Raw genomic sequence first — 19043 nt, 5'->3', positions numbered from 1 at the left:
TATGATGTATGTGATAAGGTCACTGAGAAAGCAAGATAAGTGTGCTATATTTTAATCACACCAAACATAAGAAAGACGGACGATTGCAAAACTATGACTTTTTCAATCGCCTGACTAAGAAGGAAAAGGAGAGTAATATGGGACTTTTTGATTTATTCCGTGCCGGCGGCAGCATTAATGAAGGGGTGGAAAGATTTAAGAATACGCAGGGAGCGATTTTGATAGATGTAAGGACGAAAGAAGAATTCGCTGCAGGAAATATTCCGCATAGTTTGAATGTTCCTCTTAATAGAATAGAAACCATTAAATACAGTAAGGAGAGCCCGCTATTCGTATATTGCCAGAGCGGAGGCAGAAGTGCACAGGCATGTTCCTGGTTAAAAAAACAGGGATATCAAGTGGAAAACCTGGGAGGAATCGCATCCTATAGTGGACCGATTCGAAGGAAATAAGATGACTTGAAAGAGAGAAGAAATAACGCCCGGAGAATTGTCGGCTAACAATTTTCCGGGCATTTCATCATTTCTGTTATTCTTCATTTTGCAATGCGTCATATCCTTCTTCGCCGGTTCTTACTTTGATAACATTTTCTACATCATAAATAAAAATTTTACCATCGCCTACATTGCCTGTATAAAGCGCTTCCTTTATCGTCTTAACTAAGAGGTCCACGGGTACTTTACTGATAACGATTTCCAATTTAATTTTAGGGAGAAGCTGTGCTTCTACGGGAACGCCCCTGTATATCTGCTGATATCCTCTCTGCATACCGTATCCGAGAACGTTGGTCACAGTGATTCCGGTAATACCAATGTTGTCGAGGCGGTTTTGCAGCAGTGCGAAGCGATTCTGATTAGTGATGATATCCACTTTAGTGAGCTTGGAAGAACCGCTGGATGTGTTCTTCACAGGTATTGCTACCTCAGGAGGAACGATCTCTGCTTTAGATGCTGCATCATCTATGCCGGAAGTGGGAGGAGCGATCATGAAGTCGGCATAGCTGCTTACCAAACCATGTTCCGGTAAGTCGAGTCCCTGAATTTCTTCTGCGGAAGAAACGCGAAGTCCATTAGTCTTTTTGATAGCCCAAAAGATAACGACCATAGTAACGGCAGTCCAGAGTGCGATTGATACAATTCCTAAAATCTGTATGCTAAGCTGATAGAAGCCTCCTCCATAAAATAATCCGTTCACTGCTGCGCCGGGAGCTTTGTCTGTGGCGAAAAGACCGACAGCCAAGGTTCCCCAAATGCCGTTAGCACCATGGACTGCTACCGCACCTACAGGATCATCCACATGAAGCTTGATATCGATGAACTCGACAGCGACAACGACCAGGATACCTGCAACAGCACCGATGATCAATGAACCCAAAGCATCGACGTTGGCACATCCGGCAGTAACGGCTACAAGACCGGCCAGAGATCCGTTCAAGGACATGGAAACGTCCGGTTTGCCGTTTTTTATCCAGGTAAAGCACATAGTTACTACAGTCGCGATTCCCGGAGAAAGAGTGGTAGTCAGAAAGATGGAACCGAGCTGTTCTACGCTTGTAGCGGCAGCACCGTTGAATCCATACCAACCGAACCAAAGGATAAATACGCCAAGAGCTCCTAAAGTTATCGAATGGCCGGGAATCGCTTTGGCGATCTTTTTACCGGTTTTTGCATCGATAGTGTATTTACCGATACGAGGTCCGAGAATGGCAGCGCCGATGAAAGCGGAGATACCGCCCACCATATGAATAGCGGAAGAACCGGCAAAATCGATGTAACCCATATTAAAGAGCCAGCCCTGGCTGTTCCATATCCAGCCGGCTTCTATCGGATATACCAAAAGACTGATTACTGCGCTATAGATACAGTAAGAAGAGAATTTGGTTCTTTCGGCCATAGCACCGGACACAATAGTAGCCGCCGTAGCACAGAAAACTAAATTAAATACAAAGCTTGAAAAATTAAATTCGGAAAAATTAGTAAAAATCTGAAAATTAGGAATGCCGATTAATCCGAATAAATAATTTTCGGACATCATCAGGCTGAATCCCAAAAGGACAAATACTACTGTACCGATACAAAAGTCCATCAGGTTTTTCATAATGATATTGCCCGCATTTTTAGCGCGTGTAAATCCGGTTTCGACCATCGCAAAGCCGGATTGCATGAAAAATACTAATGCAGCACCGATTAGAAACCATATGGGAAAGACTACGCTATTTACTGCTTCAACAACTTGATTCATAAAATATCCTCCTTGAATTAAGAACGTGAGAGTGGTGCCGTTTACGGCAATTCTTATCTCCGCGAGTTGCGCATTCTGCACGGAGAGTTTTAATTCTATAGGAAAAAAGCGTTGTCTTTTCGTGCCACAAGGCATTTCCATAGAATTAAAAAGGGCGCTATCCATATGGACAGCGCCTTTGCTTTTATAAACTATCGATATTTAATTTGCTCGAGCGAAGAAGCGACGGTATGGAATTACTTTCATACAGAAGTTCTTTCGATTAATCATAATATGGAATGAGTGATATGGCAATACAAAAATTACAGTTCGTAAATAACTTATAAAATACTCCTTAAATTATAATAAAGTTTATGCAATATTAAGTATTTTTTTCCATGGTTTGAGTGAATTAAATAAAGAATAAACTTGAGTATGGCGTAGAAAAAACTTCTGAGGTTTTGCTTGTATCCTCTTATCGGGCTTAGTATCCGGCAAAAAAAGCTGGTAAAAGTAAATAAACTATAGTATCATAAGATTCATAAATCAAATTATATCCATTTAAGGTGCCGGAATGAGCGCAGACTCATTTCGGTGAAAAGGGAAACAGGTGCAAATCCTGTACGAACTCGTCACTGTGATAAGGGAGTTACGGCAAAACGCCACTGATGCAACATTGGGAAGGCTGCCGTTAGCGATAATCTTTTAGTCAGGAGACCTGCCTTAGATGAAGAATAGTACAGCCACGAGTAATTGGTCTGGAATAGATAAGGGATAGGTTCTCCTATGTCTTTTTTTCCTCTATGTCCGTTTGTGGCATGGAGGTTTTTTTATGTCTAAATCAATCATGATACAAGGTACGATGTCCAACGCGGGAAAGAGTCTGTTAGTAGCAGGCCTATGCCGGATATTTGCACAGGACGGTTATTCCGTGGCTCCCTTCAAGTCCCAGAACATGGCGCTCAATTCCTATATTACGAAAGATGGCCTGGAAATGGGACGGGCGCAGGTGATACAGGCACAGGCAGCAGGTATTGAGCCGTCTGTCTGCATGAATCCTATCTTATTAAAACCTACGAACGATACCGGATCACAGGTCATTGTAAATGGAGAAGTAATAGGGAATATGGCGGCAAGGGATTATTTCACCTATAAAAAGGAGTTGATCCCTGTTATAAAGGAAGCCTATAAAAAGTTGGAGGAGACGGCGGAAATCATTGTTATGGAAGGAGCCGGTAGTCCGGCGGAAATCAATCTAAAGGAAAATGACATCGTGAATATGGGATTGGCAAAACTGGTGGACGCTCCTGTATTATTGGTAGGAGATATCGATCGGGGAGGGGTATTCGCACAGCTTCTCGGTACGATGATGCTGTTAGAGGAAGATGAGAAAGCACGAGTGAAAGGGCTGATTATCAATAAGTTTCGCGGTGATAAGTCTATTCTGGATCCGGGTATAGAGATGTTGGAAGAAAAGGGGGGCAGACCAGTTGTCGGTGTAATACCGTATATGAATATCGCAATAGAGGATGAGGACAGCTTAAGCACTCGTTTTGACAAAAGAGATACTTGCCCGATTGACATCGCAGTGATTCGTTTTCCCAGAATCTCTAATTTCACAGATTTCGATATCTTTGAACAGTTTTCCGGTGTTTCCCTAAGATATGTGAAAAGTGCGAAGGAGCTTGGAGGGCCGGATATGATTATACTTCCGGGAAGTAAGAATACAATGGGCGATTTATGCTGGATGCGTCAAAATGGTCTGGAAGCTGCAGTGAAAAAAAGGGTAGGAGACAGCGTTATCTTCGGTATCTGCGGAGGATATCAAATGCTAGGAGAAAAGATTACAGATCCTTTTTCGGTGGAAGAAGGAGGCAGTATGCGCGGATTGGAATTACTGGCAATAGAAACCGAGTTAAAACGGGAGAAAACGAGAACACAAGTAGTGGGAAAATTTCAAGAGGTTAAGGGCGTACTCTCAACGCTTTCAGGAAGGGAAATCGCCGGATATGAGATACATATGGGAGTCAGCAAAGGGAACGAAAGGAATTCTCTTAGCCTTCTTGCAGATAAAGAAAGTGGTGGATATAAGGTGGACGGTGTTTACAAGGAGAATGTATATGGCAGCTATGTACATGGCGTCTTCGATCATGGAGAAATAGCCTTTGCAGTCATAAAGGCGCTCGCGGAGAAAAAGGGGATTGCCTATGACGAAAGCGATGGCATAAGGGACTACGCTGCTTTTAAGGAAAGGCAGTACGATAAGTTGGCAGATGAACTGAGAAAAAGCCTGGATATGGATTATATTTATCGTTTGTTGGAACAGGCGTGAGGTGACCATATGACAGAGAAGGAATGGCAGAGTTTATATATTCATAAGCCGGATGATACTATCAGGCAAATGATCAAGGAACGATGGGATAATATTGCCAAGCCCTTGGACGGTCTTGGGCAGTTTGAGGAAATTACCGCACGGATAGGAGCTATTTTAAAAAGCGAAGATATTGATATTTCCAAGAAAGCAGTAATTGTCATGTGTGCGGATAACGGTATTGTGGAAGAAGGAATCAGCCAGAGCGGTCAGGAAGTAACGTCCAGCGTGGCAATTAGTATGGCAGAAGGAACGAGCAGCATATGCAGGATGGCAAAAATTGCAGGTACAGATGTAATACCGGTGGATATAGGAATCAATCGGGAAATGAGCATAGAAGGAATCTTGCCAAGGAAGGTTGCCTACGGAACGAGAAATTTCTTAAAGGCTCCGGCTATGACGAGGGAAGAGGCGCTACAAGCGATGGAAATCGGTCTTAAACTAGTGCAGGAGTGCAAGGAAAAGGGATATCGGATTCTTGCCACAGGGGAGATGGGGATAGGAAATACAACGACCAGCGCAGCGGTATCTTCTGCACTTCTCGGATGCTCGGTAAGGGAAACGGTAGGGAAAGGAGCAGGGTTAAGCGAGGAAGGTCTTCGGCATAAGACGAAGGTGATTGAACAGGCGCTTAAAACTCATCAATTATCACAAGAGGATTCTCTTGGCATTCTGGCTGCGGTAGGAGGGCTCGATATTGCAGGATTAGTAGGAGTTTTTATCGGTGGTGCTCTGTTTCATATTCCGATTGTAGTGGACGGTGTTATCAGTGCAGTAGCCGCTTTAACAGCCCAGCGTATGCTGCCGGGAGTAAAAGAATTCTTGATTCCCTCCCATATGAGTAGAGAACCGGCGGCTAAAAAGGTAATGGAAGAATTAGGGCTTTATCCTGTGATTACCGCTGATATGGCACTCGGCGAAGGGAGTGGAGCGGTAATGATGTTTTCGCTTTTGGACATTGCCCTTTCGGTATATAAGGGTCATACAGGCTTTCAGGACATCGGTGTAAGAGCATATAGGCGCTTTTTATAGGGATTATAATTGATTTTGAGTCCGCTGAGACGGGCATGGGGGATAAAAATGGTAATTGTTATATTTGGCGGCAGCGGAAGTGGGAAGTCTGCTTATGCGGAACAGAAGATATTATCTCTTGCGGAGACCGTCCCCGTCTATTATCTGGCAACTATGCAGGTCTATGATGAAGAAGGGCGGAACAAGGTGTACAGGCATAGGAGACAGAGAGAGGGGAGAGGGTTCCTTACAATAGAACAGCCGATGGATATTGGGGAAGTAACAAATCAAATTGAGAAATCTTCAGCCATTCTTCTGGAATGTATGTCTAACCTGATAGCAAATGAGATGTTTACAAAGGGTGAAGGAAGAGAAGGGGATATCACGCAGATTGAGCAACGTATCGTAAGTGGGATAGAACAATTGGCGGCAGCGGCAAAGCACCTGGTTATCGTAACAAATAATGTATTTGAAGATGGCGGCGGATATGATGAAATGACAATTCAGTATATGGAGTTGCTCGGCAGAGTAAACGGAAGGATTTCCGGAATTGCAGATCAGGTGATCGAAGTGGTAGTGGGTATACCGATAAGGGTGAAATAATGTGGAAAGGCATGGTTAATTGGATGTTCATATTGAAATCGATAGTAATTGCTTTTTCTATGTTTTCGGGGATACCGGTTCCGCAGTTTGAATGGAAGGAAAGGGAGATGAAATATATGATTGCTTTCTTTCCTTTGGTAGGGATTGTGATAGGAGCAGTTGTATTTTCCTGGAGCTTGCTTTGCGAGAACAAAGGAATAAGCAGAGGTTGTTTTGTTCTTATCGGAACTGCGCTTCCTATCTTACTCTCGGGAGGAATTCATTTGGATGGATATATGGATACGATGGATGCTCTTTCCTCTTATCAAGATAAGGAAAAAAGGCTCGCAATATTAAAAGATGCACATATCGGTGCTTTTGCTGTTATCGGCACCCTTGTTTATTATTTCATTTATATCGGTGCTTATATGGAAATAGAGGGAAAAGAAGCGATGGTGATCGTAGCGGCAGGCTTTTACCTTTCCCGGATTCTTAGCGGAATTAGCGTGGTAACCTTTTCCTGTGCAAAAAAGGATGGATTATTATATACCTTTTCCGGTAGTGCGCAAAAGACAGCAGTACGGATACTTCTATATCTGCAGCTGTTGCTATGCGGGGGTATCATGATCTTCTTCGCAGGAAAAATAGGTGTAGCAGCTCTTTTCGCATGTATCCTTCTTCTTTTCTATTATAGACAGAAATGTACGAAGGAATTCGGAGGAATTACCGGAGATACCTCTGGATACTTCACCTTGTTATGCGAGATAGCCATTATGTTAGTTGCCTCCTTTGGATTAGGAATAAAGTAGTTGCGAGAAAGATAAGAGGTGTGGTGATGGAATTATATATAGGTGGATATGCACAAGGGAAATTGGCATATGTTTTGAGACGAACCGGTTATCGGATAGAGGACGTGATGGATGGGGGGAAGGAAGAAATCCAATATGAGCAGGGAAATAAGAAAGTAATCAATAATTTTCATGAATGGTTTCGCCGCACGATACAAAAAGAAGAAATGCCGGAGGAGATGGTGGAACGAATGCTGGCGGAGCATCCGGATATGATCATTATCGGCAATGAGATAGGAAATGGCATTGTGCCTATGGATGAGGTGGAAAGGGAGTATAGGGAACGTTTGGGCAGATGCTTATGTGAGATTGCGGGGAAGGCAGATAAGGTGGAGCGGATTATATGTGGATTGGGGCAAAGAATTAAATGAAACTGATACTCATACGCCATGGAGCGACAACGGCAAATGAAGAGGGAAGATACGCCGGGGCAAGGACAAATGAGCCTCTAAGCGAGAAGGGGCGGGATGAAATAAAAGGGGCGGCGGAGAAAGGAATATATCCACCGGCGGATATATTAATTGCAAGTCCCATGAAGCGCTGCATGGAGACCGCAAAGCTTATTTATAAAAGGGCCCCTGATATTTTGATAGAAGATTGGAAGGAAATTGATTTCGGAAGTTTTGAAGGAAAGACCTATAAGGAATTGAGCGGCAGCCGTGATTATCAAAAATGGATAGACAGTGATGGAAGTTTGCCTTTTCCGCAGGGAGAAAGCAAAGAAGAACTCCAGGATAGATGTAGAAAGGGATTCTTCCTATTTTGTAAAAAGATGGCAGAGCTTATAAGCGACGGAGAAGGAAATCCGGAGTGTGCGGCAGCGGCTGTCGTACATGGGGGAACGATTATGGCGATCTTAAGTACCTTTGGAGAAGGGGAATACTATGGATTTCAATGCGGAAACGGAGAGGGGTATATCTGCGAGCTTTCTATAGGAAGACCGCCCTATATTGGACAGATCAGAAAGTTGTGAGACTATGGAATTCATCGTTACTGTTCACATCCCAATCATAGTTTCGTAATTGCTTTGGAAAATGACAGAAAGAGAGGAAAGAGGATGTACCAATATCATATGATAAGCTTTTTCTTAGGTTTTCTTCTGGACTTAATTTTGGGAGATCCGTATTGCCTTCCTCATCCGGTTCGTTTCATAGGATGGTTGATTGTAAAGATGGAACAATTTCTATTACCGATGGATAGAACAGGGGAAATATCGGAGAAAAGCAAAGAAAGAAGAGGGAAGATGCTTGTGTTGGTCGTTCTTAGTGTGACGGGGATGATGGTATGGCTTGTGCTGTATCTTGCCTATTGGCTCCACCCCATGACAGGAGTTCTGATACATAGCATAATGACCTATCAGGCGCTCGCCCTAAAATGCTTGAAGACAGAGAGTACGAAGGTATACAAGCAATTAGAGGATGAAAATCTGGAAGGAGCGAGAAAAGCAGTATCCATGATTGTGGGAAGGGATACGAAAAGTCTCAATGAAGCAGGCGTGGCAAAGGCGGCAATTGAAACGGTAGCGGAAAATCTTTCCGACGGAGTTATTGCACCCATGCTCTATCTTGCTATCGGAGGGCCTGTCTTAGGATGGTTGTATAAAGCGATAAATACGATGGATTCTATGGTGGGTTATAAGAATGAGAAATATCTTTTCTTTGGAAGAGCAGCGGCGAAACTGGATGATATGGTGAATTATCTTCCGGCAAGAATTAGCGCATGGTTGATGGTGATATCCTGTTTTTTCCTGGGAAAAGACTTCGATGCGAAACAAGCCTTTATTATTTATCGAAGAGACAGATACCAACATGCCAGCCCCAACTCGGCACAGACGGAAGCAACGTGCGCCGGGGCACTTGGGCTAAGGCTTGCCGGAGATGCAACCTATTTTGGTAAGACGGTGAAGAAACCTTATATTGGCGATGAGCTCCGGATTGTGGAAGCAAAAGATATTGTTAGGTCGAACCGATTATTATATTCTGCTGCCATTTTATGCGAAGGAATCTGCCTGTTGGCGATGTTCATTACATTTAGGATACTCATTAAATAAAAGTAAGATAACTTTGGGAAAGGATAGAAAAATGCACGGAGGAGATATCTACCGCAATCGAGTGAATATAGATTTTTCTATTAATAGCAATCCCTTTGGCATGCCTGAAAGTGTGAAAAATGCATTGCAGGAGTCAATCGTAAACTGTGGAAGCTACCCGGATATAAGGAACGAGAAATTGCTGGCTGCCATCGCCGCAAAGGACGGAGTAAATAAGGAGCATATTCTCTGTGGAAACGGAGCCTCGGAGCTATTTATGTCCATTGTACATGGACTGCTGCCGAAGAAAATAATGATTCCGGTCCCCTCCTTTTTCGGTTATGAATATGCAGCGGCAGCGTCTGATAGTGAGATTTTATTTTATAAAATGAAGGAGGAGGAAGGTTTCAACCTGAATAGAGAGTTCCTTGCTTTTCTAAAGAGGGGAATTGATATTCTCTTTCTTGCCAATCCAAACAATCCGACGGGGAACTTAATAGCCCCGGTCTTTTTAGAAGCAGTATTGAAAGTATGTAAGAAGCTGGATATTATCGTAGTTTTGGACGAGTGCTTCCTGGAGTTTGTGGAAGGAGAAGGGGAGCTCTCTCTCAAGCTATCAATCAATAAATGGCCTAACCTTATTGTCGTTCGTTCGTTTACTAAGATTTTTGCCATACCCGGAGTGCGGCTCGGCTATCTTCTATGCGCAGAAGAAGTACTTCTTCAGAAAATAAAAAGGCAGCTCCCGGAATGGAATCTATCCTCCTTCGCACAAGCAGCGGGGGTAAACGCCTGCGGAGAAAAAGACTACATCGCATATACGGCAGCGTTCGTAAAACGGGAAAGAGAATATATGACAGGCAAGTTGCAGCAGATGGGAATTAAGGTATTTCCTTCCGAGGCAGATTATTTGCTATTTTATTCGGAGTATCCCCTATATGAAAAACTTCTGGAGAGAGGAATCTTAATTAGAGACTGCAGCAATTTCAGAGGACTTGGTAAAGGGTTTTACCGTGCAGCAGTGAGAACAGCGGAAGAAAATAGATGTTTATTGAAAGAAATTGAAAAGCAGAAAGGATGTGGCTGATAAGATGAATGGGATAGAATTCGTTCTGCCGAATGAAATCGAAAAAAGGAGTTTCGAGATCATTACAAAAGAGTTGGAAGAGAGGGGAATTACTTTGGAGAAGGAAAATGAAATGGTTATTAAGAGAGCCATTCATACCAGTGCAGATTTCGAGTATGCGGATACTATGATTTTCTCAGAGGGAGCCGTAGAGCGTGCGAAGGAATTGATTCGAAATGGCGCCTATATCGTAACGGATACGAATATGGCGCTTGCCGGTATTAATAAGAAGGTTTTGCAAAGCTTTGGAGGAGAGGCCATTTGTTTCATGGACAAGGAGGAAACGGCCCGGCTTGCAGCGAAGAATCAGACGACCCGTGCAACCGCCAGCATGGAACTGGCAACCAAAATAGAAAAACCCGTTATCTTTGCGATCGGAAATGCGCCGACTGCACTCATACAGTTATATGAAATGATAGAGAGTAAGAGATTTGTGCCGGAATTCATTATAGGAGTTCCTGTGGGATTTGTGAATGTGGTAGCTGCGAAGGAATTAATGATACATACAGGCGTGCCCCATATTATTAACCGGGGACGCAAGGGCGGCAGCAATGTAGCGGCAGCCATTTGCAATGCTGTTTTGTATGAACTTACATGAGGTATAGGGATGAGGTACGGTTTCACCACGGGAAGCTGTGCAGCCGCTGCGGCAAAAGCGGCAGCATACATGCTTCTAACAGGAAAAAAGAAAACGGAAATTACGGTGGCTACTCCGAAAGGAATTGCTTTTCATGCGAAGATTGAAGAGATTATCCGGGAGGAAAATCGGGTGGCTTGTGCGGTGAGAAAGGATGGAGGGGATGATCCGGATGTTACAACGGGAGCCCTTATCTTTGCGGAAGTATCCATAGGAAGTTCCTATGAGAAGGAAAGACGCGTTGTGATCGAAGGCGGAAAAGGGGTAGGCAGGGTTACGAAGCCGGGGCTCGACCAGCCGGTAGGAAATGCAGCCATTAATCATGTGCCGCGGGAAATGGTGGAACGGGAAGTGCTGGAGATATGTGAACTGACAGATTTTAAGGGAATTTTATCCGTTATTATTTCAGTACCTGAAGGGGAGGCACTTGCGGAGAAAACATTTAATCCCAGGCTTGGAATTATCGGAGGTATTTCCATTCTGGGAACTACGGGAATCGTAGAACCGATGAGCAGCCGGGCATTGCTCGATACGATTCGGGTAGAGCTTAATGTAAAAAAAGAAGAAGGAGCTGCGGCAGTGGCGGTGACTCCGGGCAATTATGGGCTAGATTTTATGAAGAAGGCTTACGGATATGATTTGGATCTAAGTGTAAAATGCAGCAACTTTATCGGCGACACCATCGATATGGCGGCGTCAGCGGGCTTTCAAGAGCTTCTTTTGACTGGACATATCGGCAAGCTGGTGAAGCTTTCCGGAGGAATTATGAATACGCATTCTAAAGAAGGAGATTGCAGGATGGAACTGATAGCAGCCGCCGGAATCCAAGCAGGAGTCGATGGAAATACCGTGGCAGAAATATTACAATGTGTGGCTACTGAGGAGGCGGTCAGAATCTTAAAGGCCTGCCATAAGCTGGAAGGGACAATGATGATTCTGATGGAAAAGACTTGTGTATATTTGAGGAAAAGAGCGGCCGGGCGGCTTCATATAGAATGCATCATGTATGCCAATGAGTTCGGAGAGTTGTCAAAGAGCGAGGGTGCAACAGCATTATTGGCAAAGATAAAGAGGGAGGAAGAATCATGGTCTACTTTGTAGGAGCGGGAAGCGGCGCGCCGGATCTCATTACGGTGCGGGGAATGCGTTTATTAGAGCGCGCGGATGTAATTATTTATGCGGGTTCTTTGGTCAATCCCGAGCTATTACATTATGCCAAGGAAGCGTGTCGTATTCACAATAGTGCGAAAATGACTTTGGAGGAGGTCATGGAGGTCATTGCGGAGGCAGAAAAGGAAAGCCAAATGACGGTACGCCTTCATACAGGAGATCCCAGTGTTTATGGTGCTGTCCGCGAGCAAATGGATATTCTGGAAGAGTGGAGGATTCCTTATGAAAGCTGTCCGGGTGTGAGTGCCTGCTTCGGTGCGGCGGCTTCCATGAATCTGGAATATACGCTGCCCCAGGTGTCCCAAAGTCTGATTATTACGCGAATGGAGGGGAAGACCCCGGTTCCGGAAAAGGAAAGCATTGAAAGCTTTGCAGCACACCGGGCATCGATGGCAATTTATTTGAGCAGTGGAATGACAGAAGAATTGAGCAAACGCTTGATAGAAGGAGGATACCGGGATAACACGCCGGCAGCAATTGTCTATAAGGCTACATGGCCGGAGGAAAAAGTCTGCTTGTGTACGGTAGGAACTTTGGCTCAGACAGCACAGGCGGAACAGATAACAAAAACAGCGTTGATTCTCGTAGGAGATGTAATTGCTCATAAGAATTATAGAAGATCCCGTTTATATGCGCCTGATTTCGAGACGGAATTTCGAGGGAAGAAAAGTGGAACGAAGAAAGATTAATATTATTAGTTTTACCGGACAGGGACTGGAACTATCGAAAGAACTGAAAAAAAGTATGGAAAAAGGAGGAAAAGAGGAGAGCTTCCTCACTTCTTTATATACGAAATGGAGTGGATATCAGGGGGAGGCTCGGGATGTGAAGGCTTGTAAGGAGAGTCTGTCTGAATGGGCGGAGCACTGCTTTTCGCAGAAGCATCCCGTTATCTTCATCGGTGCTTGTGCCATTGCGGTGCGGACGATTGCCCCTCTTATTAAGAATAAGCTGGAAGATGTTCCAGTGCTGGTTATAGATGAACAGGGAAACTTCGTAATTCCCATTTTATCAGGTCATTATGGCGGAGCCAATGAGCTGGCAGAAGAGATTGCAGGAAAAATGAATATGACAGCAGTTATTACAACTGCTACCGACGTGAATGGTTTGTTTGCCGTCGATGTATTTGCCAGAAAGAACGAGTTAACAATTGCCAATAAAGAAGGAATTAAACAAATTTCATCTAAGATACTCGACGGGGAGTCTGTGACCTTATGGATGGATGGAATATATGAAGGAGAACTGCCTAAGAGGCTGCTTTTATCAAAGGAAGATAATGAGTCAGCAGGGCGGCAGAAGGCATCGATTATTATCTCTCCTTATCATTACGAAGAAGAGCTTCCACATGTGAAACTGTATCTTATTCCGAAGGCTTTTGTCATTGGCATCGGTTGCCGGAAAGGCAAAAGCGTGGAGGAAATAGGCGAAGTCTTGGAAGAGCATCTTAAAGAACTGAAAATAAGAAAAGAAGCAGTGCTGGGTATTGCATCCATCGATCTTAAGAAAGAAGAAGAGGGAATTTGCAGACTGGCAGAAAAATATGGATGGGGATTCACTACATTTTCCAAAGAGGAACTGATGCAGGTTCCGGGCAATTATACCTCATCCGGCTTTGTGAAGGCTGTGGTAGGAGTGGATAATGTCTGTGAACGGTCTGCCATGGCCGCCTGTGGTAATGGTGCGAGCCTGATTCTTGAGAAACAGGCCAAGAACGGAATTGCAATAGCGATCGGAATGAGGAAATGGAGTGTGAACTTTCATGAAATATAATATTTATGTGGTAGGTATCGGGCCGGGATACGAAGAAATGATGAGCGATCAGGCAAAAAGGGTATTGGAAGAAAGTGATGTTATTGTGGGATATGGCGTTTATTTAGACTTGCTGGAAGCGCGTTTTCGGGAAAAAGAGCTCTTATCTACCCCGATGCGCCAGGAAGTGCAAAGGTGCAGGATGTGTTTTGAAGAGGCGAGAAAGGGGAAGAAAACGGCTCTTATCTGCAGTGGGGATGCCGGAGTATACGGAATGGCATCCCTCATGTATGAGATTGGAAGTGAGTATCCTGACTGTGAGCTTACGATTATTCCGGGAATTACAGCAGCCAATAGCGGTGCGGCAGTGCTGGGAGCACCTTTGAATCATGACTATTGTGTGATTAGCCTCAGTGATTTGCTGACCCCATGGGAGGCGATAGAGAAAAGATTAATTGCCGCGGCGGAAGGTGATTTCTGTATTGCTCTCTATAACCCTTCCAGCCATAAGAGAGCCGATTATCTTAAAAGGGCTTGTGAAATTCTGCTGGGGAAGATGGAGGAAGAAAGAGCCTGCGGATGGGTGGAGAATATCGGGAGAGAAGGAATGAAATCAATGACCTGTACGCTGAAAGAGCTGAAGGATGAGCGGGTAAACATGTTCACCACGGTCTTTATCGGGAATTCCCAATCGGAGATTAGAGAAGGAAAGATTATTACGAAAAGAGGCTATACCATATGAAACAAAGTCAAGTTCTGGTCTTTGGAGGAACCACCGAGGGAAGGGAGCTGGCAGAGGAATTATGCCGCCAAGGAATTGCTTGTACACTTAGCGTAGCGACCCGATACGGGGAGCAAGTGATAGAAAGACAGACCTTACTTACTTTACATAGGGGGCGGTTAGATGCAGCACAGATGAGAGCGCTGATACAAAGCGGAGAGTTCCTTGCGGTTGTGGATGCGACTCACCCTTTCGCTACGGAAGTATCGAAGAATATTAGGGAAAGTCTTGCAGATACGGGACTTCTATACTTACGTCTGAAAAGAAATACTGACGAAAAGGAGAGGACACAAGAGGGATTTCTTTGGTTTGATGATATGAAATCTTGTGCGAAGGCCCTGGAGAAAGTGGAGGGGAATATCCTCCTGACGACCGGAAGTAAGGAACTTAAAGTTTTTGATAATAAGGAAGTGAAAAAACGTTTGTATGTACGTGTGCTTCCCAGTATAGAAAGTATCTCCCTTTGTGAAGAACAGGGAATTTACGGCAGGCAGATAATTGCCATGCAAGGCCCTTTCTCAACGGAAATGAATGAAGCGATGATTCAGGAACTCCATATTTCCTGTATGGTAGCGAAAGAAAGCGGAGCCGTAGGAGGATTCAGGGAAAAGATAGAGGCGGCCAGGAATACAAATACTCAGGTAATGATTATCGGAAGTCCTGAAAAAGAAATGTCCGGATTTTCCTTTAAAGAAGTGATGGAGAGAATCCTTCCTTTAGTAAAGGGAAAGGCAGAATCGGTACCAATTGCGGTGTCTCTTATAGGAATGGGGGTGGGGAATGAAGAGCTTTTGACCGGTAAGGCGAGAAAAGCATTGAGAGAAGCGGATGTGATTCTCGGAGCGAAGAGGCTGCTGGAAGGGTTACCGAATAAGAAGAAAGGCTATCCCTTTTATCTGGCAGCGGATATTATTCCCCACTTAAAAGCTTTAGAGGAAAGCAAGAGAAGTTGCGGAGAAGAGAAAAGGGCAGCGGTACTTTTCTCCGGTGATACGGGATTCTACAGCGGTACCCAAAAGTTCTATGAAGAATTGCAGAAGGAAATAGAGGGGAAAAGATTGAACGCCAGCGTAACAATCATTCCCGGTATATCTTCTCTTTCCTATCTAGCTTCTCGAATAGGAATCGGCTGGCAGAACGCCGCTATTGTCAGTATTCATGGCAGAAAAGCCAATCTGTTAGAAACGGTAAGAAATAACAAGTTATCCTTTTTGCTCCTATCCGGACTTTCGGATATTAAGAATCTGGGAGAATTATTGGTAGAAAATGAGCTTTCACATCTTAAGATTACATATGGATATAGGCTTTCCTACTCTGATGAGGAAATAAAAGTTCTTACTCCTAAGGAATGCCAGGGGGTGGAAAAAGAAGGGTTATGTTGCTGCTTTATTGAGAATGAAAAAGCAGGAGAAAAGATTCTTACACATGGGGTAAAGGATATTTCCTTCCTTAGAGGAAATACGCCGATGACGAAGGAAGAGATACGGGAAGTATCCATTTGTAAACTCGGGTTAACGAAGGAATCTGTTTTATATGATATAGGAAGCGGAACCGGCTCTATTGCAGTAGAATGCGCCCGTTTATCCGAAGGAATCCAAGTATACGCCATAGAACGGGAGTCGGAGGCAGCAGAACTAACCAGAGAAAACTGCGACCGTTTTGGGCTTGCCAATGTGACAGTCGTGGAAGCGCAAGCGCCGGAAGGATTTCAGGAACTTCCGGCACCCACACACGTTTTTATCGGAGGGAGCGGAGGCAAACTGAGAGAAATTCTGACTGCACTAAAAGAAAAGGCCCCTTCCGTTAAAGCCGTAATCAATGCAATTACGCTGGAAACTTTAAGCGAAGTTACGAGCTTGATAAAGGAATATAACATCAAAGACCACGAAGTGGTCCAGCTCCAAGTAAGCCGGGCAAAAAAAGCAGGTCCCTATCACCTGATGCAAGCGGAGAACCCAATCTATATTATAACCTTCCGCCTCGATGCAAACGAACACGGACGACACCGACCCTTTCAATAACCCCTATACTTTAGATAATTGCGAAACTCATTAACTTTTATAATTTTATACACAATTTATGAAATTAGAAGTAGAAAGAGTTGTATAAAAGATTTTTCAAGCGATTTTTTGCTACGGAGCTGAGACATAGGAATCCTTGAAGCCTTTGCTGAAAAGGATTTCTGTTCTGGCTCAGTGAAGTGCACAGCATAACCGGAGCATGGAAAACTTTTATACAATCTTTCTTAGAAAATACTGTTTTTATTGTGTATGAAATTTTTACAATTTGTCTGTTTTGCAATTATCTACCCACGTATTTACAGAAAAGGAGGCATCTCTATGAATATACCGAGAATTATGATAGCAGCCCCGGGAAGCGGAAGCGGGAAGACATTTCTTACTTGTGCGCTTCTCCAACTTATGAAGGAGGAGGGGAGGAAGGTAGCCGCTTTTAAGTGCGGCCCCGATTACATCGATCCGATGTTTCACAAGAAGATTATAGGGGTTCCCTCCAAGAATCTGGATATGTTTTTTACCGAAGAGGAGAAAACGAGAGCTTTGTTCATGGAATCGGCGAAGGACAAGGAGATATCGGTGATCGAAGGTGTTATGGGACTTTACGATGGCCTGGGCGGTATTAGAGAGGAGGCTTCTTCCTATCACCTCGCAAAAGCGATCGAAGTTCCTATTGTTTTGGTTATCAACGGAAGAGGGATGGGAAGGTCTTTACTTCCTCTAATTGCCGGTTTCCTTCGATATGACACGGAAAAGCTCATTGTCGGTGTGATTCTAAATAAGGTCACGAAGATGTTCTACGAATCGATAAAGGAAGAAATAGAAAAAGAGTTATCTGTGGCTGTATTGGGATACCTTCCTTTTCAGCAAGAATTACAAGTGGAAAGCAGACATTTAGGACTAAAACTACCGGAAGAGGTAGAGAATTTACAGAGTCGGATGGAACAGGCAGCATCGGTCTTAAAGGATACATTGGATATAAAAAGGCTTCTGGATTTGGCAGAGGGGGCAGCCGTTCTTTCGGACAAAGAGGATAAGAGAAAAGAGAAGATAGATAGGGGAAGAGAGAACAGCAGTAATACAGAAGAAGCAGTGCCGATTGGAATCGCTATGGATGAAGCTTTTTGCTTTTACTATGAGGATAATTTACGTTTGTTGGAGGAAGCAGGTGCCAGACTCGTTCCTTTTTCTCCCCTTAGAGATAAAAGGCTGCCGGAAGGAATTAGAGGGCTGATCCTGGGAGGGGGCTATCCGGAGTTGTACGCGAAAGAACTGAGTGAAAATGGGGAAATGAAAGCAGATATTTTATATAAGCTTAAGATGGGGATGCCATCAATTGCGGAATGCGGGGGATTTATGTATTTGCATGAGCAGGTGGAGGGTGAGGATAAGAGAATGCATCCGATGGTTGGAGCACACCAAGGGGCATGCCGCAATACAGGAAAGCTGGTACGGTTCGGTTATATCGTAATAAATGAGAGGGAAAGTACCTTCCTGAAAGAAGATGAGACGATAAAGGGGCATGAATTCCACTATTATGACAGTACGGATAATGGTAATGATTGCATAGCGACCAAGCCCATATCGTGTAGAAATTGGGATTGCGTCCATATTTCAGATAGGAACTGGTGGGGATTTCCGCATCTGTATTATGCTTCGAATCCTCATTATCCTGACTATTTTATGGAGAGGGCAAGGGCATATGCAGAGGAAAAAGAAAGGAAATAAGAAAAGAAATAAGTCCATCGATCAATATGCTTATCGTTCGGGATTAAGGGAGTGGAATACTGCCTATAAAGCAATATTTGCGATTTTTCCGCTTTTTACAGTAATTGCGGCGGACTCTATACTCCTTTCTTTGATAACAGTGTTGTATATGGGAAGCTTGTCTATCGTTATAGGGAAAATAGGAATTGGTAATTATTTAAGGCTCCTGCTCGTGCCCACTGCTTTTATTCTAACAGGTGCAATTGCTGTTCTCGTACAGATAGGAGAAGGGGCGGATAGCTTGTTTTTGCTGCATCTTCCGATAGGAAATATCTATGTGACAAAAGAAAGTATATGGCAGACGGGGCATCTGATCTGCAAGGCTTTTGCTGGAGTGAGTGCTCTTTACATGCTTGCGCTATCTACACCGATGGGGGAAATAATTTCGGTATTTCGCAGAGCTCGTATTCCTTCTATTTTATTGGAGTTGATGCATTTGATTTACCGGTATATTTTCCTGCTATTTGAAATCAATGTACGGCAGAATGAGGCTGCTAAGTCGCGTTTGGGTTACTGTGACTATAGGACATCTCTTCGAACCTTCGGCAGTGAGATGGCGAATCTACTCATTCTTTCGATGAAGAAGTCCGGAGAATATTATGATGCTCTGGAATCCAGAGGTTATGAGGGCAACTGCCTGTTTTGGGAGGAAAGAAGAAAGTTCACGGTGACTCAGGCACTTTGGGGAGCCGCCTATGTGGGAGTGGCTTTGCTTGTGATTTGCGGATGAAAAGGAG

At 44.0% G+C, this 19043-nt stretch carries 18 protein-coding genes and 1 riboswitch; of the genes, 17 read left to right on the top strand and 1 reads right to left on the bottom strand.

The genetic code is table 11. The annotated features are described in order from the left end of the window. The first annotated feature begins 41 nt into the window (after nucleotides 1-41). Nucleotides 42-452 carry a rhodanese-like domain-containing protein gene (locus RBB56_RS03245; protein WP_306720970.1) on the top strand — a complete coding sequence of 137 codons (411 nt, stop codon included), beginning with the start codon at nucleotides 42-44 and terminating at the stop codon, nucleotides 450-452. Nucleotides 453-528: 76 nt separating this feature from the next. On the opposite strand, the gene RBB56_RS03240 is transcribed toward RBB56_RS03245, so the two are convergent. After that, a complete protein-coding gene (locus RBB56_RS03240; protein WP_306720969.1) occupies nucleotides 529-2241 on the bottom strand; it encodes an ammonium transporter in 1713 nt (570 codons plus the stop codon). Nucleotides 2242-2767: 526 nt separating this feature from the next. After that, nucleotides 2768-2960, top strand: a riboswitch (cobalamin riboswitch). Between the two features lie 92 nt (nucleotides 2961-3052). On the opposite strand from RBB56_RS03240, the gene RBB56_RS03235 reads away from it, so the two are divergent. The 16 genes from RBB56_RS03235 (at nucleotide 3053) to cbiQ (ending at nucleotide 19036) form a co-directional block, all read left to right on the top strand. Continuing rightward, entirely contained in the window at nucleotides 3053-4552 is a 1500-nt protein-coding gene (locus RBB56_RS03235) for a cobyric acid synthase (RefSeq protein ID WP_306720968.1), read from the top strand. A 9-nt stretch (nucleotides 4553-4561) separates the two neighbouring features. Beyond that, a complete protein-coding gene (gene cobT, locus RBB56_RS03230) occupies nucleotides 4562-5623 on the top strand; it encodes a nicotinate-nucleotide--dimethylbenzimidazole phosphoribosyltransferase (protein WP_306720967.1) in 1062 nt (353 codons plus the stop codon). 48 nt (nucleotides 5624-5671) lie between these two features. Continuing rightward, nucleotides 5672-6205: a bifunctional adenosylcobinamide kinase/adenosylcobinamide-phosphate guanylyltransferase gene (locus RBB56_RS03225; protein ID WP_306720966.1), complete on the top strand. Its 534-nt coding sequence runs from the start codon at nucleotides 5672-5674 to the stop codon at nucleotides 6203-6205. An 11-nt stretch (nucleotides 6206-6216) separates the two neighbouring features. Beyond that, nucleotides 6217-6993 (top strand): adenosylcobinamide-GDP ribazoletransferase, encoded by a 777-nt coding sequence (locus tag RBB56_RS03220; RefSeq protein WP_306720965.1) that lies wholly within the window; start codon nucleotides 6217-6219, stop codon nucleotides 6991-6993. A 26-nt stretch (nucleotides 6994-7019) separates the two neighbouring features. Next, on the top strand, nucleotides 7020-7403 hold the full coding sequence (locus RBB56_RS03215) for a bifunctional adenosylcobinamide kinase/adenosylcobinamide-phosphate guanylyltransferase (RefSeq protein ID WP_306720964.1): 384 nt from the start codon (nucleotides 7020-7022) through the stop codon (nucleotides 7401-7403). Beyond that, on the top strand, nucleotides 7400-8005 hold the full coding sequence (locus tag RBB56_RS03210) for a histidine phosphatase family protein (protein WP_306720963.1): 606 nt from the start codon (nucleotides 7400-7402) through the stop codon (nucleotides 8003-8005). The genes RBB56_RS03215 and RBB56_RS03210 overlap by 4 nt, the downstream gene beginning before the upstream one ends. 84 nt (nucleotides 8006-8089) lie before the next feature. Next, a complete protein-coding gene (cbiB, locus tag RBB56_RS03205) occupies nucleotides 8090-9082 on the top strand; it encodes an adenosylcobinamide-phosphate synthase CbiB (RefSeq protein WP_306720962.1) in 993 nt (330 codons plus the stop codon). Between the two features lie 31 nt (nucleotides 9083-9113). After that, nucleotides 9114-10148 carry a pyridoxal phosphate-dependent aminotransferase gene (locus RBB56_RS03200; protein WP_306720961.1) on the top strand — a complete coding sequence of 345 codons (1035 nt, stop codon included), beginning with the start codon at nucleotides 9114-9116 and terminating at the stop codon, nucleotides 10146-10148. A gap of 4 nt (nucleotides 10149-10152) precedes the next feature. After that, a complete protein-coding gene (locus RBB56_RS03195) occupies nucleotides 10153-10785 on the top strand; it encodes a precorrin-8X methylmutase (protein ID WP_306722078.1) in 633 nt (210 codons plus the stop codon). A 9-nt stretch (nucleotides 10786-10794) separates the two neighbouring features. After that, nucleotides 10795-11925 carry a cobalt-precorrin-5B (C(1))-methyltransferase CbiD gene (gene cbiD, locus RBB56_RS03190; RefSeq protein ID WP_306720960.1) on the top strand — a complete coding sequence of 377 codons (1131 nt, stop codon included), beginning with the start codon at nucleotides 10795-10797 and terminating at the stop codon, nucleotides 11923-11925. Then, complete coding sequence (gene cobM, locus RBB56_RS03185) at nucleotides 11910-12683, top strand: precorrin-4 C(11)-methyltransferase (RefSeq protein WP_306720959.1); 774 nt, start codon at nucleotides 11910-11912, stop codon at nucleotides 12681-12683. Before cbiD ends, cobM begins: the two co-directional genes overlap by 16 nt. Next, complete coding sequence (locus RBB56_RS03180) at nucleotides 12664-13764, top strand: cobalt-precorrin 5A hydrolase (protein WP_306720958.1); 1101 nt, start codon at nucleotides 12664-12666, stop codon at nucleotides 13762-13764. Before cobM ends, RBB56_RS03180 begins: the two co-directional genes overlap by 20 nt. Beyond that, the gene (cobJ, locus tag RBB56_RS03175) at nucleotides 13754-14485 is read left to right on the top strand and encodes a precorrin-3B C(17)-methyltransferase (protein ID WP_306720957.1); all 732 of its coding nucleotides are present in this window, start codon (nucleotides 13754-13756) and stop codon (nucleotides 14483-14485) included. Before RBB56_RS03180 ends, cobJ begins: the two co-directional genes overlap by 11 nt. After that, nucleotides 14482-16545: a precorrin-6A reductase gene (gene cobK, locus RBB56_RS03170; RefSeq protein ID WP_306720956.1), complete on the top strand. Its 2064-nt coding sequence runs from the start codon at nucleotides 14482-14484 to the stop codon at nucleotides 16543-16545. Before cobJ ends, cobK begins: the two co-directional genes overlap by 4 nt. Nucleotides 16546-16863: 318 nt before the next feature. Beyond that, nucleotides 16864-18267, top strand: a complete 1404-nt coding sequence (locus RBB56_RS03165) for a cobyrinate a,c-diamide synthase (RefSeq protein ID WP_306720955.1) — start codon at nucleotides 16864-16866, stop codon at nucleotides 18265-18267. Beyond that, complete coding sequence (gene cbiQ / locus RBB56_RS03160; protein WP_306720954.1) at nucleotides 18242-19036, top strand: cobalt ECF transporter T component CbiQ; 795 nt, start codon at nucleotides 18242-18244, stop codon at nucleotides 19034-19036. Before RBB56_RS03165 ends, cbiQ begins: the two co-directional genes overlap by 26 nt. Nucleotides 19037-19043 lie beyond the last annotated feature (7 nt).

The organism is Kineothrix sp. MB12-C1 (assembly GCF_030863805.1).
Lineage (GTDB): Bacteria > Bacillota > Clostridia > Lachnospirales > Lachnospiraceae > Kineothrix.
Note: the sequence above shows the minus strand (reverse complement) of the source record. Positions and strands in the feature narration are given on the sequence as shown.

Excerpts from the sequence above, each read along its gene's own strand:
- RBB56_RS03240 (WP_306720969.1), bottom strand. The coding sequence starts at position 2,241 with ATGAATCAAGTTGTTGAAGCAGTAAATAGCGTAGTCTTTCCCATATGG.
- cobM (WP_306720959.1), top strand. The coding sequence starts at position 11,910 with ATGGTCTACTTTGTAGGAGCGGGAAGCGGCGCGCCGGATCTCATTACG.
- RBB56_RS03220 (WP_306720965.1), top strand. The coding sequence starts at position 6,217 with ATGGTTAATTGGATGTTCATATTGAAATCGATAGTAATTGCTTTTTCT.
- RBB56_RS03210 (WP_306720963.1), top strand. The coding sequence starts at position 7,400 with ATGAAACTGATACTCATACGCCATGGAGCGACAACGGCAAATGAAGAG.
- RBB56_RS03195 (WP_306722078.1), top strand. The coding sequence starts at position 10,153 with ATGAATGGGATAGAATTCGTTCTGCCGAATGAAATCGAAAAAAGGAGT.
- RBB56_RS03215 (WP_306720964.1), top strand. The coding sequence starts at position 7,020 with ATGGAATTATATATAGGTGGATATGCACAAGGGAAATTGGCATATGTT.
- RBB56_RS03165 (WP_306720955.1), top strand. The coding sequence starts at position 16,864 with ATGAATATACCGAGAATTATGATAGCAGCCCCGGGAAGCGGAAGCGGG.
- RBB56_RS03225 (WP_306720966.1), top strand. The coding sequence starts at position 5,672 with ATGGTAATTGTTATATTTGGCGGCAGCGGAAGTGGGAAGTCTGCTTAT.
- cobT (WP_306720967.1), top strand. The coding sequence starts at position 4,562 with ATGACAGAGAAGGAATGGCAGAGTTTATATATTCATAAGCCGGATGAT.
- cobK (WP_306720956.1), top strand. The coding sequence starts at position 14,482 with ATGAAACAAAGTCAAGTTCTGGTCTTTGGAGGAACCACCGAGGGAAGG.
- RBB56_RS03200 (WP_306720961.1), top strand. The coding sequence starts at position 9,114 with ATGCACGGAGGAGATATCTACCGCAATCGAGTGAATATAGATTTTTCT.
- cbiB (WP_306720962.1), top strand. The coding sequence starts at position 8,090 with ATGTACCAATATCATATGATAAGCTTTTTCTTAGGTTTTCTTCTGGAC.
- cbiD (WP_306720960.1), top strand. The coding sequence starts at position 10,795 with ATGAGGTACGGTTTCACCACGGGAAGCTGTGCAGCCGCTGCGGCAAAA.
- cbiQ (WP_306720954.1), top strand. The coding sequence starts at position 18,242 with ATGCAGAGGAAAAAGAAAGGAAATAAGAAAAGAAATAAGTCCATCGAT.
- RBB56_RS03235 (WP_306720968.1), top strand. The coding sequence starts at position 3,053 with ATGTCTAAATCAATCATGATACAAGGTACGATGTCCAACGCGGGAAAG.
- cobJ (WP_306720957.1), top strand. The coding sequence starts at position 13,754 with ATGAAATATAATATTTATGTGGTAGGTATCGGGCCGGGATACGAAGAA.